This is a genomic window from Micromonospora sp. ATLC16, from assembly GCF_057196645.1.
The window spans coordinates 1-16,110 of record NZ_JBXUOW010000028.1; the positions used below are offsets into that span (position 1 = coordinate 1).

Here is a 16,110-nt window from a genome sequence, read left to right on the forward strand (position 1 = left end):
CCACAACGCCCCCACCCCCCCCCGCGGCGGGCGCCGCCGCCCCGCGCCCCCCCCCCCCCCCCCCCCCCCCCCCCCCGGCGCCGCCACCGCTCACTTGGTCCAGGCCAGACCGAAAGATATATTGCTGTCGATGCCAGGAAGGCGCTTGCTCTGCGTCGTTCACCACTCCGGCACGCGCTCCACCACCGCACTCGCACCCGGAGGAACCCGCATGCTGTTCAGACCAGGACTATCCGTTCGGCACTGGCTGGTCGCCGTCAGCACGATGGCGCTGGTCGGCGTCACCGTGGTGGTGGCCTCGCCGAGCGCCCAGGCCGCGACGGTCGATCCCAACGCCACCTACGTGTTCGTCAATCGGCACAGCGGCAAGGCGATGGATGTGTGGAACTGGTCCACCGCCGACAACGCCCCGATCAACCAGTACGCCCGCAACGACGCCGCCGTGCAGCAGTGGCGGTTCGTCGACGTCGGCAGCGGCTACTACCAGATCCGCTCCGTGCACAGCGGCAAGGTCCTCGAACTGCCCAACGCCATCGACGGTGTCCAACTCGTGCAGAACGCCGCAGCCAGCGGCAACACCCGCCAGCACTTCCGCCTCGCCGACTCCGCCGGCGGGTACGTGCGGTTCCTCAATCGGCACTCCAACAAGGTCCTCGACGTGTGGGGCTGGTCCACCGCCGACGGCGGCATGATCTCGCAGTACCAGGACCACGACGGCGCCAACCAGCAGTGGCAGCTGGTCAGCCTGGGCGGCGGCAACGGCGACGGCTGCGGCAGCGGCTCGTTCCAGGCCGAGGCGACACTGAACGGCGGCACCTGGACCGCCCGCAACGGCGGCAGCACGGTCTACACCGGCGGCGACATGCGGTCCGCCGTGCAGGCGGCGGTGAACAGCCTCAGCGCCGGCCGGACCAGCAAGCAGCGTGTCGTGGTACGCGGCTCCGGCTCGATCAGCGCCGGTTCGCGCATCTCCCTGCCCAGCTACACGACGATCGACGTCTGCGGCACGATCAACGTGACCGGTTCCGGCTCCGGTGACCAGGCGCCGATCTACTCGCGCGGTACAACGCAGGTCGAGGTGCAGAACCTCACCGTCACCGGCACGCCGCTCTACGGCATCTTCATGCGCAACGTGACGAACGTGATCCTCGGCCAGATCGACCTGCGCCTGTCGAGCGGCCTGGGGGTACGTATCGACAACCGGGGCGACACCAGCCAGTGGACGCGCAACGTACGCATCGACAACGTGTACGTCTCCGGCACCGGCACCCACGGCGTCGAGACGTACGGCGTGGACGGACTGACCGTCGGCACCGTGACCGCCCGTAACGTCGGTGGCTCCGGCCTGCTGCTCAACGAGACCGTCAACGCCACCGTGACCACCGTCGACGCGGAGAACGCCGGCACCGGCACCGGCTATGCGGCATTCCGCACCGCCAACCGCGCCGGGCGGATCGGCGCCGGTTACCCGATCAACATCCGGGTCGACACCGTACGGGCGCGCGGCGGCGGCCGGGGCATCTTCTGCGTCTCCGAGTCCGGCGGCGTGGCGGTCAACCGGGTCGACATCGCCAACACCGGGAACAACGCGATCCTGATCGAGAACTGCTACGGCGTGGACATCGCGGCCGGCGGCGGCACCATCAGCGGTGGCGGGGAGGTTCGACTGGCGGCGCGGACGGAGTTTCCCGGCAACCGGGACATCACCCTGCGAAACTTCACCCTGGTCAACAGCCGGATCCTGGAGAGCCCCTGCACGGCCAACCTGACCATCAGCAACATCGCCCTCAGCAATTCGAGCATCAACCGCTGCTGACCATGCCGGGGCCACCCGCACCGTCCCGGGTGGCCCCGGTCTCCGGCGGCCCGTCACCGGACGGCCCAGCGCGCGGGTTTCCCGGGGTGTGTCGGGCAGAACTGCCGCCCTGCCGGAGTCGGTTGACAGATCTTGGGGGTGATTTCAGACTGGCTCGCGTCGAGCCGTCGGCCACCGGTGGGGAGTCTGGATGAAGATCGCCGATGCCCGGGTCATCGTCACCTGCCCCGGCCGGAACTTCGTCACGTTGAAGCTCGTGACGGACGACGGGGTGACCGGGGTCGGCGACGCCACCCTCACCGGCCGGGAGATCGCGGTCGCGAGCTATCTGACCGAGCACGTCGTGCCGCTGCTGATCGGTCGGGAAGCCGACCGGATCGAGGACACGTGGCAGTACCTGTACCGGGGCGCGTACTGGCGACGCGGCCCGGTCACGATGAGCGCCATCGCGGCGGTGGACACCGCACTCTGGGACATCAAGGGCAAAGTGGCCGGGCTGCCGGTCTATCAACTGCTGGGCGGCCGCAGCCGCGACGCGGTCACCGTCTACGGCCACGCGAACGCGCCCACGGTGGACAGCCTGCTCGCCGAGATGGCCCGCCATCTCGATCTCGGGTACCGGGCGATCCGGGTGCAGTGCGGCGTGCCCGGGCTGGCCGACACCTACGGCGTGGCGCAGGACGGCACGTTCCACCAACGGCCAGCCTCGGCCGTGCCGACCGAGACCGGGTGGAGCAGCGAACGTTATCTCACCCATGTGCCGTCGGTTTTCGCCCAGGTACGCAGCGAATTCGGGCCGGAGGTGAAGCTACTGCACGACGTGCACCATCGGCTCACCCCGATCGAGGCCGCCCGGCTGGGCAAAGCCCTGGAGCCGTACGCGCTGACCTGGCTGGAGGACCCGGTACCAGCGGAGTTGCAGGAGGGCTTCCGGCTGATCCGCCAGCACACCACCACGCCGATCGCCGTCGGCGAGGTCTTCAACACCATCTGGGACTGTCAGCAGCTCATCACCGAGCAACTCATCGACTACGTACGGGCCACCGTCGTGCACGCGGGAGGCATCACCCACCTACGCCGGATCTTCGATCTCGCCCACCTGTACCACGTACGCAGTGGATCGCACGGCACCACCACGCTGTCCCCGGTGTGCCTGGCCGCGGCCCTGCATCTCGACATCAGCATCCCCAACTTCGGGCTGCAGGAGTACCTGCCGCACAGCGAGGCGACCGACGCGGTCTTCCCGCACTCGTACCGCTTCGCCGACGGTTTCCTGCACCCGTCGGAGGAACCAGGGCTCGGCGTCGACATCGACGAGGAGTTGGCGGCGCGGCATCCGTACCGCCCGGCTTCGCTGCCGGTGAACCGGCTGGAGGACGGCACCCTGCACAACTGGTGACCGCGCCGAGGCCCGGCGCGGAAGGTCCGCGCCGGGCCCGGTTGGGTGCCGGTGGATCAGCTGCCGGTGCAGGTGGGGGTACCCGATGGTCCGGTACCGGTGCCCTGGAAGCCGAACTCCGTGGTGGCACCGGCGTTCACGGTGCCGTTGTAGCTGACGTTGCGGAACGTCACGTTTCCGCTGTTGCCGCTGGCCTGGGCGTTCCAGGTGTTGGTCACCGAGCTACCGCCCGGAACTGCGATGCCCACCGACCAGCCGTTCAGTCTCGCGGAACCGGCGGTGACGCGGATCGTGGCGACGAAGCCACCGTTCCACTGGTTCAGTGACACCGTCGCCGTGCAGCCGGATCCGCCGGGCGGCGGGGTCGTGGTCGGCGGCGGGGTGGTCGGCGGCGGGGTCGTGGGCGGCGGGGTCGTGGGCGGCGGGGTGGTCGGCGGCGGGGTGGTGCCGCCCGAGTTCAACGCGTCCAGGGTGGCCGTGTACGCCTGCTTCTTGTTGCCGTTGTTGTCGAACAGCAGCGGGGTGCCGTACGAGCGCCACGAGTCGCTGTCGCGGATGCCCCATACGGTGATGCCGTTGCAGCGGGGCACCGCGAGGCAGTCGTTGACCACGTTGCGGTAGGTGTTGGCCTGGCTGCTGCCGGAGCCTTCGATGTCCAGCTCGGTGATCTGCACGTCCACGCCGAGGGCGGCGAAGCTGGACAGCGTGGTGCGGTAGTTGCTGTTGTACGCAGACTGGGCGTTGAAGTGCGACTGGAACCCGACGCAGTCGATCGGCACGCCACGCTGCTTGAAGTCCTGCACCATCCGGTAGACGGCCTGGGTCTTGGCCCAGGTCCAGTTGTCGGTGTTGTAGTCGTTGTAGCAGAGCTTGGCGCCCGGGTCGGCGGCCCGGGCGGCCCGGAACGCGGCCTCGATCCAGTCGTTGCCGGTGCGTTGCAGGTTCGAGTTACGGCGCGCGCCGTTGTTGCCGTCGTCGAACGCCTCGTTCACCACGTCCCACGAGTCGATCTTGCCGCGGTAGTAGGTCGCGACCCGGGTGACGTGGTTCAGCATCGCGTTACGCAGCGCCGAGCCTTCCATCTGCTGCATCCAGCCAGGCTGCTGCGAGTGCCAGGCCAGGGTGTGACCCCGCACCTTCCAGCCCCGGGACAGGGCGTGGTTGACGATCCGGTCCGCGTTGCCGAACGTGAAGTTGTTCTGCTGCGGCTCGGTCGCGTCGATCTTCATCTCGTTCTCGGCCGTGACCGAGTTGAACTCACGGTTCAGGATGTTGACGTAGGTGGAGTCGGAGAGCCTGTTCGCGGCCACCGCGGTCCCGAAGTACCGCCCGGACTGGGCGGCGGCCGCACCGAGGGTGCTCTCGGCAGCCTGGGCGCTGGAGGCCACCACCATGCTGGTGGCGACGAGGGCGAGACCGACCGCGGCCGAGACCAGCGCGGCGCGCGGTCGCAGTCGGGTAGCTGGCCGCCCGCTCGCGCGGGCGTGGGCGTTGTTCATGGCATGAGCCTTTCGACGAAGCCGTGCTGATGAGAAGCCGGCCCCGACTACTGCCCAACACGATGGCCCCGTCGCCGACGCGGTCGCCCGGATGCCGCGTCGGCCGGTGCACTCAGCCGGCCATCATGAGTAGATCGAGGCTGTTATATCGAAAACCTTATCGAAACAGGTCCGTAAGCTCAACGCGCCGCAGCACTCTTTGACCGTTCGTCCGGTCACGATCCGACTCCGCTGTCCTCGGTGTGCCACAGGAAATGTGGTCAGGCCGGCGAGATCAGGGCACTCGAAAGTTTCGGACCGTCCAGCCGATCCGCGGTCCCGGCATCGAGCACATCGGCCAGCCAGCGCAGCTGCCGCCGCACCTGGGTGGCGTCGCCGTGTTCGTGACCGTTGAACGGATAGACATGCATCGTACGCTCGAAAGGCGGACCACCGACGACGGCGCCGTAGTGGTTGTAGGCGGCGAACCCGGTGCTCGGGGGGCACACCATGTCCCGCAGCCCGACACCGAAGTGGACCGGCGCGTTGGCCCGACGGGCGAAGCTGACCCCGTCGACGTAGGACAGCGTGCGCCGTACCGCCGGCTCCGCGTCGCGGTTGACCGCGAGGTAGTTGACGATCTCGCCGTACACGCCGACCTCGGTGATCTCCAGCGCCCGCTGCGGGTGGCAGAGAAACGGCGCGGTGGTGAGCACGGCGGCGAGATCACTGACCAGCCCGGCGACCGCGAGGGACAGTCCGCCGCCCTGGCTGTTGCCGGCTACCACCACCCGGTGCGGGTCGACTCCCGGCAGCGCCCGCGCCGCCTGCACCGCCCGCACCGCATCGGTGATCAGCCGGCGGTAGTAGTAACCCTCCGGAGTCATGATGCCGCGGGTCACCGGCGACGGCCCGCCGGGCGCTTCACCGTGCGGGTCCGGCGTGTCCCCCGTGCCGTACTGGCCGGACTGTCCCCTGGCGTCCATCAACAGGTGGGCGTAGCCGGCGACCGGCCAGATCAGGCGTTCGTGTGGCAGCCCTCGGCCACGGCCGTAGCCGACGTACTCCACGATCACCGGCAGCGCCTCGTCGATCCCGGCCGGACGGTTGTACCAGGCTCGGACCGGATCGCCGCCGAAGCCCGTGAAGGTGACGTCCCAACTGTCCACCAGGCGCAGGTCGGTCGGTTCGGGCCGGAGGTCGAGCAGCACCGGCGACTGCGTCGCCGCGTCCAGCGTCGACTGCCAGAACGCGTCGAAGTCGGCGGGTTCGGCCACGGCCGGGGCGTACTGCCGCAACTGGTCCAGTGGGAGGTCGAACAGGGGCATGGCTCCTCGCAGCGGGCTCGTTCACGAGTGTGGGGGCGGCGCGGTGCTCTCCCGGATCACCAGCTCCGCGACCAGGTCTATCCGGCTGGTGGGCAGGGCGTTGCCACGGGCGATATCGAGCAGCATCTGGGTGGCCGTGCCGGCCATGTCGCGCAGCGGCTGGTGGACCGTGGTCAGGGCCGGACCGATCCAGGCCGAAAGCGGCAGGTTGTCGTAGCCGACCACCGACACGTCGCCGGGGACGTCGAGGCCGAGCTGCCGGGCCGCCCGTAACACGCCCAGCGCCTGCAGGTCGGAGCCGGCGAAAATCGCCGAGGGCCGGTCGGGCCGACTGAGCAGCTCGATGCCGTGGGTGTAACCGGCGTCGAGGTGGAAGTTGCCATGACGAATCAGCGTGGTGTCGATCGGCACGCCGAGTTCCTCGTGGGCACAGCGGAAGCCGGCGGTGCGGGCCCGGGCGCAGAGCACGTCCCGTGGGCCGGAGATGAGCGCGATGCGGCGGTGCCCGAGATCCAACAGGTGTCGGGTGGCGATCAGCCCGCCGTTCCAGTTGTTCGAGCCGACGGTGGGCACGGAGGCCACACTGGCACTGTCGGTGTCGATGACGACCACGGGAATCGACTGGCGCTGCAACTGTTGCCGCTGCTGGTCGGTGAGGTTGCACATGACCAGCAGCACCCCGAGGGGACGCCGGGCGACCGCCCCGTCGACCCAGGACTGCGGCGGCCGACGGGCGGCACTGAGCTGAGACAGCACCACGTTCACCCCGGTGAGGGCGGCGACCGCCTCGACTCCCCTGATGATCTCCAAGGCCCAGTCGGAGCCGAACTCGTGGAACACCAGGTCGATCTGGCCCTCGCCGGGTGCCCGACGGGCACGCCTGCGGTAGCGGTGCCGTTGCAGGCTGGCCTCGACCCGTGCCCGGGTCACGGCGGCGACGTCCGACCGTCCGTTAAGGACCTTGGAGACCGTGGCCGAGGAGACCCCGACCTCCCGCGCGATGGTCGCGATGGTCGCGGAGCCGAGGGCCGTCGGCGAACGCTTCTCTGCCATCCGATCCTCTGCAACGAGTCCGAAATTTTCGGAGACTGTAACACGCAGCGGACCGACGGAGGGTGACCCGAGTCGATGCCACGTAATCGTGGGGATGAATGCCGGCAATCGCTTACCAGCATGACAAGTACGGCCTGAACAGTCTTTTCCGCGCCCCTTGACAGGCCCTGTCGACGCCCTTAGGTTCCCCGACACAGGTGTCCGACTGGTTTCCGAAAATTTCGACAATCGCCGTGCTCCACGGCGGTCGGCGTGGCCTGCCGGGAGACCTCCCGGCTCCGGCCGGAGGGGTTCGCATGACAAGTCAGCTGCCCGTCGACGACCGATTGGCGTCCACTCACGCCGATCGGTGGCGTGATCCGAGACTGCGACCGGACGAACGGGCCGACGCGCTCATCCCGCTGATGTCGCTTGAGGAGAAGCTCGCTCAGCTGGTCGGCCTCTGGGTCGGTGCGGACGCCTCCGGTGAGGGTGTCGCTCCCCATCAGACCGACATGGTCGAGCACACTCCGCCGTGGTCGGAGGCGATCCGGCACGGCCTGGGGCAGCTGACCCGGCCGTTCGGCACCGCGCCGGTCGATCCGGTCCTCGGCGCACGTTCCCTGGCCGCGTCCCAGGCGCAGATCGTCGCGGCAAACCGGTTCGGTATCCCGGCGCAGGTGCACGAGGAGTGCCTCACCGGTTTCGCCGCCTGGCGGGCGACCGTCTACCCGACCCCGCTGAGCTGGGGCGCGGCCTTCGATCCGGAGCTGGTCGAGGAGATGGCCGGGGTGATCGGCCGGTCGATGCGCGCCGCTGGTGTCCATCAGGGACTCGCCCCGGTACTGGACGTCACCCGCGACTACCGCTGGGGGCGCACCGAGGAGACGATCGGCGAGGACCCCTACCTGGTCGGCACGGTCGGCGCGGCGTACGTGCGTGGCTTGGAGCGGGCCGGTGTGGTGTCGACGTTGAAGCACTTCGCCGGCTACTCGGCGTCGCGCGGTGGCCGGAACCTGGCACCGACGGCGATGGGCCGCCGGGAACTGGCCGACGTGATCCTGCCGCCCTTCGAGATGGCTCTGCGGCTCGGTGGGGCGCGATCGGTGATGAACTCGTACGCCGAGGTCGATGGTGTGCCGGCGGCGGCCGACGAGGACCTGCTCACCCGGACGTTGCGTGATCAGTGGGGCTTCGACGGGGTGCTCGTCGCCGACTACTTCGCCGTCCGGTTCCTACAGACCCTGCACGGCGTCGCCGCCGACGCCGCCGCGGCGGCGCGGCTGGCGCTGCGGGCCGGCATCGATGTCGAGTTGCCCACCGTGGATGCCTACGGCGCGCCCCTGGCGGCGGCGGTACGCTCCGGCGAGGTCGGCGAGGGTCTGGTCGACCGGGCGCTGCGGCGGGTGCTGATTCAGAAGATCGAGCTGGGGCTGCTCGACGAGGGCTGGCAGGAGTTGCCGGCGGATGTCGAGGCGCTGCGCTTCGACGACGAGGCCAGTCAGGCCGTCGCCCTGCGCCTGGCCCGCCAGTCCGTCATCCTGCTCCGCAACCAGCGTGGGCTGCTGCCCCTCGCCGATCACCAGCGGGTCGCCCTGATCGGGCCGGTCGCGGACGACGCGATGGCGATGCTCGGCTGCTACACGTTCCCGCTGCACGTCGGCGTGCATCACCCCGAGCACGGCACCGGGGTCGAGATCCCGTCCCTGCGCGAGGCGCTTCAGCAGCGGCATCCGCTGCTCACCCACGTACCGGGTACCGACATCACCGGCGACGACACCTCGGGCATCGCCGCAGCGGTCGAGGCGGCCACCGACGCCGACATCTGCGTCCTGACCGTCGGTGACCGGGCCGGCATGTTCGGCCGGGGCACCTCCGGCGAGGGCTGCGACGCGGTGGACCTCCAGTTGCCCGGAGTGCAGGCCGAACTGGTACGCGCGGTGCTGGCCACCGGCACGCCGGTCGTCCTGGTGGTGCTCTCCGGCCGTCCGTACGCCCTGGGCGACGCGGTGGACAGCGCGAGCGCCATTGTGCAGGCGTTCTTTCCCGGTCAGCTCGGCGGTCAGGCGGTGGCCGAGATCCTCACCGGCGAGGTGGATCCGTCCGGGCGGCTGCCGGTCAGCGTGCCCCGGCACGCCGGTGGGCTGCCCGGCACCTACCTCACCCCCATCCTGGGCCGACGCTCGAAGGTGTCGTCGGTGGACCCGACGCCGGCGTTCCCGTTCGGACACGGTCTCAGCTACACCACCTTCGAGTGGAGCGACGCCGCAGTGAGCGGCGCGCCGGGCGGGGTCACCGGGCAGCTGACGGCCTGGCCGGTCGACGGGGAGGTGACCGTCGGCGTCACCGTCCGCAACACCGGTGCCCGCGCCGGCACCGAGGTGGTCCAGCTCTACCTGCACGACCCGGTGGCGCAGACCACCCGGCCGGTGGTTCGCCTGATCGGTTACGCGCGGGTTCCGGTGGAGCCCGGCGGGGCGGCGCGGGTCAGCTTCACGGTCCCCGCCGACGTCACCTCGTTCACCGGGCTGCACGGCCGGCGAGTGGTCGAGCCCGGCGAGGTACAGCTGCGGCTCAGCCGGTCCAGCGGTGGCGCGGTGGCGGGCCTGGCACTGCGGCTGGAGGGCGACGAGCGCGAGGTCGGGCACCATCGCGAACTGGTGTCCCGGGCACGCGTCGAACCGGTCGCCGGGCCCGCGCCGGAGGACCGGCCATGAGCAGCGTGACCACCCTGACCTCGTCGGCGCCCAGCCCCGACATGACGACGCCGAACCCGCCGCCACGCGCCGCCCGGCGGACCTGGCGACGCGCGGTGCGGCGCGACTGGCAGCTGTACTCGCTGGCGATACTGCCGCTGCTGTTCTTCCTGATCTTCCGGTACCTGCCGATGCTGGGCAACATCATCGCTTTCCGCCGATTCCAGCCCGGCGGCAACATCTTCGGCGAGTACTGGGTCGGGCTGCGGTACTTCAAGATGTTCCTGAACGATCCGACGTTCTGGAACGTCTTCACCAACACGCTGATGCTCGGTGCGCTGACCCTGCTGTTCTGCTTCCCGCTGCCCATCGTGCTGGCGCTGCTGCTCAACGAGGTACGGGCCCGCAAGCTCAAGCGCCTCGTGCAGTCCGTGTCCTACCTGCCGCACTTCCTGTCCATCGTGATCGTGGCGGCCATCGTCATGCAGCTGCTGTCCATGGACGGGACGGTCAATCAGCTCGTCCGCGCCGGTGGCGGTGACGCCATCCCGTTCCTGCAACGGCCGGAGTGGTTCCGCACCATCTACGTCTCCTCGGAGGTCTGGCAGACCGTCGGGTGGGGCACCATCCTGTACCTGGCGGCGCTCACCACCATCGACGACGACCTCTACGAGGCGGCCCGCATCGACGGAGCCAACCGGTGGCGGCAGACCTGGCACGTCACCCTGCCGGGCATCCGGCCGACGATGGTGACGTTGCTGATCCTCAACATCGGCGCCTTCATGGCGGTCGGCTTCGAGAAGATCCTGCTGCTGTACAACCCGCTTACCTATCCGACCGCGGACGTGATCTCCACCTACCTGTTCCGGATGGGCTTCCAGTCCAGCAACTTCAGCTATGCCGCCGCGATCGGGCTGTTCGAGGCGGTGATCGGGTTGATCCTGGTCGTCTCGGCGAACCTGATCGCCCGTCGCACGGTGGGGACGAGCCTGTGGTGACCGTCGACACCGTCGAGCGGCCCACCGAGGCCGCGCCCCGTCCCCGCCGCCGCGGCATCCAGGAGACCCGGGGCTACCGGGTGTTCCGGGTGGTCAACGGGATCGTCCTGACCCTCGTGGTGGTGGTGACGCTCTACCCGTTCGTCAACATCGTGGCCCGCTCGTTGAGCGACGAGGCGTACATCATCGCCGGCCAGGTGAATCTCGTGCCGCGCGGGTTCACCCTGGACACGTACCAGCTGCTGATGTCCGACCCGTTGTTCTGGACGAACTACCGCAACACGGTGTTCTACACGGTCACCGCCACGGTCATCTCGATCGTGATGACCACCTGCTACGCGTACGTGCTGTCGAAGAAGCAGCTCAAGGGTCGCGGGGCGCTCGTCGGCATCGCGGTCTTCACCATGTTCTTCACCGGCGGCCTCATTCCCAACTACGTCCTGGTCACCAGCCTGGGCCTGAAGAACAGCGTCTGGGCGATCGCCCTGCCCAACGCGATAAACGTGTTCAACCTGTTGGTGATGAAGGCGTTCTTCGAGAGCCTGCCGACGGAGTTGGAGGAGGCCGCCGCCGTCGACGGGCTCAACACGTACGGCATCCTGCTACGAATCGTGCTGCCGCTGTCGAAGGCCATCGTCGCCACGATGGTGCTCTTCTACGCGGTGGCCTTCTGGAACTCCTGGTTCGCAGCCTTCCTCTACATGGACCGGCAGGAGCTGTGGCCGGTCACCGTGTACCTGCGCAACCTGATCGCCGGCGCCACCGGCGCGGAGAACGTCGGGGCGATCAGCGAGGCGAACGAGGTACAGGCCGAGGCGACGCTGAAGGCCGTGACCATCGTGCTCACCACTCTGCCGATCTTCCTGGTCTATCCCTTCGTCCAGCGGTACTTCGTCCGGGGCATCATGCTCGGCGCGGTCAAGGGCTGACCAGTAGCGAACACCCTCCCACCACCGAGTTGAAAGGATCCCGCCATGTTCCGCAGATCGTGGCGTCACGCGGCGGCGGCTGCCGCCGTGCTGTTAGCCCTCGGCAGCGTCACCGCCTGTGGCGACGACTCGTCCGACAGCGAGGACCTGTCGGAGAACCGGGCCGGCGCGATGGAGAACTACGCCGCCGGTACCCAGTTCAAGGCCACCGAGCCGCTCTCCTTCTCCATCCTCTACAACAACCACCCGAACTATCCGCTCAAGGAGGACTGGCTGTTCTGGACGGAGTTGACGTCCCGGACGAACGTCAGCCTCGACAAGGTCGCGGTGCCGCTGAGCGACTACAACCAGAAGCGCAGCCTGCTCATCGGTGCCGGCGACGCCCCGATGCTGATTCCGAAGACCTATCCGCCGGACGTGCACGCGTACGTCTCCTCGGGGGCGATCCTGCCGGTCAGCGACTACCTCGATCTGATGCCGAACCTCAAGGACAAGATCGAGAAGTGGAACCTGAAGCCTGAGCTCGACACCCTGCGCCAGCTGGACGGCAAGTTCTACCTGCTGCCGGGTCTGCACGAGAAGCCCTGGCACGAATACTCCCTGGCGGTCCGCACCGACATCCTCGAAGAGCTGAACCTCGAGATCCCGAAGACCTGGGACGAGGTCTACACGATGCTCAAGGCGATGAAGGCGGCGTACCCGGACGTCTACCCGTTCTCCGACCGGTTCAGCCAGCCCAACCCGGCCGGCAACCTGCTCAACATGCTGGCCGTGTCCTACGGTCTGGAAGGCGCGGGCTGGAACTTCCAGCACGTCAGCTGGAACGCCCAGGCGCAGCAGTTCGAGTACACCGGCGCCACCGAGCAGTACAAGCAGATGTTGCAGTACCTCAACAAGCTGGTGTCGGAGAAGCTGCTCGACCCGGAGAGCTTCACCCAGACCGACGACCTGGCCCGGCAGAAGCTCGCCAACAGCAAGTCCTTCGTGATCAGCAGCAATGCGCAGACGTTGGTGAACGACTACCGGCCGGACCTGGCCGCCACCAACCCGAAGGCGAAGATCACCAAGATTCCGCTGCCGATCGGCCCGGCCGGCGAGATCAACCCGGCCAGCCGGCTGGAGAACGGCATGATGATCTCCTCGAAGGCCCGCGACAGCAAGAATTTCGTGGCCATGATGCAGTTCGTCGACTGGCTCTGGTACTCCGACGAGGGGCAGGAGTTCGCCAAGTGGGGCGTCGAGGGCACCACCTTCGTCAAGGACGCCACCGGCAAGAAGACCCTCGCTCCGGACGTCGACATGATCGGCCTCAACCCCGGCGCGCCCAAGCACCTCCGGAAGGACTTCGGCTTCGGCAACGGCGTGTTCGCCTACGGCGGCAAGCCCGAGCTGGTACAGGCGTTCTCCTCGCCCGAGGAGCAGGAGTTCCAGCAGGTGATGAACGCCCGCGCGCCGAAGTCGCCGCCGCCGCCGTACCCGCTCAACGACGAGGAGCGCGAGCAGGCCTCGCTGTGGGAGACCCCGCTGAAGGACCACGTCTACCAGGCCACGCTCCAGTTCGTGCTCGGGCAGCGTGACTTCGCCGAGTGGGACGCCTACGTGGCGGAGCTGAAGAGCAAGAACATGGACGCCTACCTGGAGATGGTCAACGAGGCGCACAAGCGCTACCAGGAGAAGAACTAGCGGACCTGTCCGGTCCGGTCGTGTCGGCGCGACCGGACCGGGCACCCTACACCCCGAGCACAGGGACGACGATGCGGATCACCGTTGCGGAGCAACCCGTCGGCCGGCTGAGCGACGCGTGGCGCCTCGCCGTCGGCACCGGCCGGCTCGACCTGGCCCTGGTACAACGCGAGATCGGTTTCCGGCACATCCGCGGGCGCGGCCTGCTCAGCGACGGCGTCGGGGTACCCCGACCGTACGAACACCAGGGCCAACGCCGCGTCCGGCACGCCTTCGGCTACCTCGACCAGGTCGTCGACGCCTACCTCGAGCTGCGCGTCCGGCCGTTCGTCGAGCTGGGTTTCATGCCCTGCGGGCTGGCCGGCGGCGGTGAACCGGTGGACGGCCACACCGTACGCCTGTCGCTGCCGATCGCCGACCCGGCCGCCCGCACCGCGTTCCTGCTGCGCTCCTCGGTCAGCGACGAGTCCGGCAACGCCTGGCGGGCCTGGTGCGAACTTGGCCGACCGCCCTCCCCCACCGCCCGCCAACTCGACGTTCTGCGACAGGCCGCCGAGCCGGCCCGACGGCACGGCTCGCTGCCGGTGCTGGCCGGCCGCGTCGAGCTGGACCTGCACCTGGCCCGGCACGAGGTGACCCTGGCCGAGGTGAGCCCGGTGACCGACGAGACGCCACAACGGTGGGACGAGAGGCGACTGCTCGGCGGTGAACCGTCGTGAGCACCGCGACCCGTCGTGAGTTCGGTGCCGGCCCGCTGTCCCGGGGGGCGGCGCTGATCTACACGCTGCTCGTGGTGGAGTTGCTGCTGCTGGTCTGCGCGGCGCCCGGCCTGGTGGCGCTGTTCGCGCTGGAGCGGCACGTGAGCAACCTGCCGCTGGTCGCGGTCTGTGCGGTACCGCTCGGCCCGGCCATCTCCGCCGCACTGTACGCCCTGCACCGGCAGCGTCTCGACCTGACCGAGCTGCACCCGTGGCGGCTGTTCTGGCGCGGCTACCGGGCCAACCTGACCGGCTCGCTGCTGGTCTGGGCGCCGACGCTGGTATGGCTGACCGTCATCGCGGTCAACCTGGTCAACCTGCCGGCGGCGGGGGTGCCCGGCTGGTGGGCGGTGCCGCTGGCGCTGGTCGGTGCCGGGGTGTCGGTGGTCGGGATCAACGCGCTGGTGGTCACGTCGCTGTTCACGTTCCGGCTGCGCGACGTGTTCCGGCTGGCCGGATACTTCGTGCTGCGCACCCCGGTGGTCGCCGTCGGCACCGCGTTGCTGCTGGTGGCAGCGACCGCGCTCACCATTGTCGCCTCGGAGGCGGCGCTCGCCGCCCTCGGCTCGGCGCTGGCGCTCGCCCTGGTCCGTGGTGGCGCACCGATGACCGGCATCATCGCCGAGGAGTTCGTCGAGTGATCCCGCCCGTCACGACCAAGGTACCCCCGCTGCCGAGCGTGGGATCCATCGTGGACATCTCGCTCACTCGGTTTCGGTGGTGAGGGTACGGAGGTTTCCGCGTACCTTTTCGAGTAGTTCGACAAACGTGGCTCGTTGATCGGCGGCCATGCCGGCGGTCGCGGTCTCGGCGAGCGTGTGCCAGGCCGCCTCGATCTCCGGGATGGCGGCCCGGCCCTTGTGGGTCAACTGGATCCGGGTGGCGCGCCGATCGCCCGGTACGGGCTCCCTGACGAACCAACCACCCTGATCGAGGCGACTGAGGCTGCGGGTCACGGTGGGCTGTTCCACGCCGAGCCGGGCGGCGATCTCAGAGATCGTCATACCGTCGGGCTCCTGGCCGAGCAGCCACAGCAGCACGTCCTGCCCTGGGTGCAGGGCGAGCGCGCCGAGTACGTCGGCCTGCGCGCTGCGGTACAGCTTGGCCACTTTGACCAGGGCTTTGTTGGTGGCCAGGACATCCGTGAGTTCCACCCGGGCAGTGTACGAGTTGACGGGCCGGCGCCAAGTGGTCCATAGTCGGCTAACCTATAGCCGACTATGGAGTTGTCATGGAAACCGGTTTGTCGAACAAGGTCGCCCTCGTCACCGGGGCCTCCGGGGCCATCGGCCGCGCCACCGCCCTGCACCTGGCGGCCGAGGGCGCCGCCGTCGCCGTGTCCTGGTACACCAACCACGACGGCGCCCTGGACGTGGTCGACGTCATCACGCGAGCCGGCGGTCGGGCCTGCGCCGTCCACCTGGATCACCGCAGCCCCATCAGCATGCCCGGCGTCATCGAGGAGATCGACGAACGCCTCGGGCCGGTCGCCGCGCTGATCGCCAACGCCGTGCAGTGGCCCTCCTTCGACACCGACGAGATCGAGGGCCTCACCACGTCGCTGGCCGTCAACACCGTCGGTCCGGTGGCGCTCGTCGATGCGGCGCTGCCGGCCATGCGCGCCGCCGGCTGGGGACGCATCGTCGTCGTGTCGACCGACATCGTCGCGCAACCCATGGCGGGGCCACTCGCCTACGCCACCGCGAAGGGCGCGCTCGAGACCGCCGCGCGGGTGCTCGCCGTCCGGGAGGCCCGCCACGGGATCCTGACAAACATCGTGCGTCCCGGCTTCACCCTCACCGACAAGGCACTGAACGCCCCGTTCCTGGGACCGGAGGCGGTCGCGGCCGAGTCGGCGAAGACCCCCACCGGTCGCATCTGCACCCCCGAGGACGTCGCCACCGCCGTCACCTACCTGGCCTCGGCGGCAAACGGGCACGTCAACGGCCAGACGGTGTCGCTGGCCGGTGGTCGGGAACTCGTACGCGGGTGA

13 protein-coding genes are annotated in these 16,110 nt (G+C 69.1%); 9 read left to right on the forward strand and 4 right to left on the reverse strand.

The window, feature by feature from the left end:
• Positions 1-211 precede the first annotated feature (211 nt).
• A complete protein-coding gene (locus AC2CHE_RS14055; RefSeq protein ID WP_484505340.1) occupies positions 212-1,816 on the forward strand; it encodes an RICIN domain-containing protein in 1,605 nt (534 codons plus the stop codon).
• Between the two features lie 190 nt (positions 1,817-2,006).
• The gene (gene manD, locus AC2CHE_RS14060) at positions 2,007-3,215 is read left to right on the forward strand and encodes a D-mannonate dehydratase ManD (RefSeq protein ID WP_484505341.1); all 1,209 of its coding nucleotides are present in this window, start codon (positions 2,007-2,009) and stop codon (positions 3,213-3,215) included.
• 56 nt (positions 3,216-3,271) lie between these two features.
• On the opposite strand, the gene AC2CHE_RS14065 is transcribed toward manD, so the two are convergent.
• The 3 genes from AC2CHE_RS14065 to AC2CHE_RS14075 all read right to left on the reverse strand — a co-directional run bounded on the left by AC2CHE_RS14065 (position 3,272) and on the right by AC2CHE_RS14075 (position 7,074).
• Entirely contained in the window at positions 3,272-4,714 is a 1,443-nt protein-coding gene (locus AC2CHE_RS14065; RefSeq protein WP_484505342.1) for an endo-1,4-beta-xylanase, read from the reverse strand.
• Between the two features lie 260 nt (positions 4,715-4,974).
• Positions 4,975-6,021, reverse strand: coding sequence for an acetylxylan esterase (locus AC2CHE_RS14070; RefSeq protein WP_484505343.1), 1,047 nt, complete (start codon positions 6,019-6,021; stop codon positions 4,975-4,977).
• 21 nt (positions 6,022-6,042) lie between these two features.
• Positions 6,043-7,074: a substrate-binding domain-containing protein gene (locus tag AC2CHE_RS14075; protein WP_484505344.1), complete on the reverse strand. Its 1,032-nt coding sequence runs from the start codon at positions 7,072-7,074 to the stop codon at positions 6,043-6,045.
• Positions 7,075-7,370: 296 nt separating this feature from the next.
• On the opposite strand from AC2CHE_RS14075, the gene AC2CHE_RS14080 reads away from it, so the two are divergent.
• From AC2CHE_RS14080 to AC2CHE_RS14105, 6 genes are all read left to right on the forward strand, one after another.
• A complete protein-coding gene (locus AC2CHE_RS14080) occupies positions 7,371-9,770 on the forward strand; it encodes a beta-xylosidase/alpha-l-arabinosidase (protein WP_484505345.1) in 2,400 nt (799 codons plus the stop codon).
• On the forward strand, positions 9,767-10,747 hold the full coding sequence (locus AC2CHE_RS14085) for an ABC transporter permease (protein WP_484505346.1): 981 nt from the start codon (positions 9,767-9,769) through the stop codon (positions 10,745-10,747). The genes AC2CHE_RS14080 and AC2CHE_RS14085 overlap by 4 nt, the downstream gene beginning before the upstream one ends.
• A complete protein-coding gene (locus tag AC2CHE_RS14090; RefSeq protein ID WP_484505347.1) occupies positions 10,744-11,676 on the forward strand; it encodes a carbohydrate ABC transporter permease in 933 nt (310 codons plus the stop codon). Before AC2CHE_RS14085 ends, AC2CHE_RS14090 begins: the two co-directional genes overlap by 4 nt.
• Before the next feature lie 45 nt (positions 11,677-11,721).
• Complete coding sequence (locus AC2CHE_RS14095; RefSeq protein WP_484505348.1) at positions 11,722-13,359, forward strand: ABC transporter substrate-binding protein; 1,638 nt, start codon at positions 11,722-11,724, stop codon at positions 13,357-13,359.
• A gap of 71 nt (positions 13,360-13,430) precedes the next feature.
• The gene (locus tag AC2CHE_RS14100) at positions 13,431-14,078 is read left to right on the forward strand and encodes a GH39 family glycosyl hydrolase (protein ID WP_484505349.1); all 648 of its coding nucleotides are present in this window, start codon (positions 13,431-13,433) and stop codon (positions 14,076-14,078) included.
• Positions 14,075-14,758 (forward strand): DUF624 domain-containing protein, encoded by a 684-nt coding sequence (locus tag AC2CHE_RS14105; RefSeq protein ID WP_484505350.1) that lies wholly within the window; start codon positions 14,075-14,077, stop codon positions 14,756-14,758. The genes AC2CHE_RS14100 and AC2CHE_RS14105 overlap by 4 nt, the downstream gene beginning before the upstream one ends.
• Positions 14,759-14,821: 63 nt before the next feature.
• On the opposite strand, the gene AC2CHE_RS14110 is transcribed toward AC2CHE_RS14105, so the two are convergent.
• Complete coding sequence (locus tag AC2CHE_RS14110; RefSeq protein ID WP_484505351.1) at positions 14,822-15,271, reverse strand: MarR family winged helix-turn-helix transcriptional regulator; 450 nt, start codon at positions 15,269-15,271, stop codon at positions 14,822-14,824.
• Positions 15,272-15,348: 77 nt separating this feature from the next.
• On the opposite strand from AC2CHE_RS14110, the gene AC2CHE_RS14115 reads away from it, so the two are divergent.
• Positions 15,349-16,110 (forward strand): SDR family NAD(P)-dependent oxidoreductase, encoded by a 762-nt coding sequence (locus AC2CHE_RS14115; RefSeq protein WP_484505352.1) that lies wholly within the window; start codon positions 15,349-15,351, stop codon positions 16,108-16,110.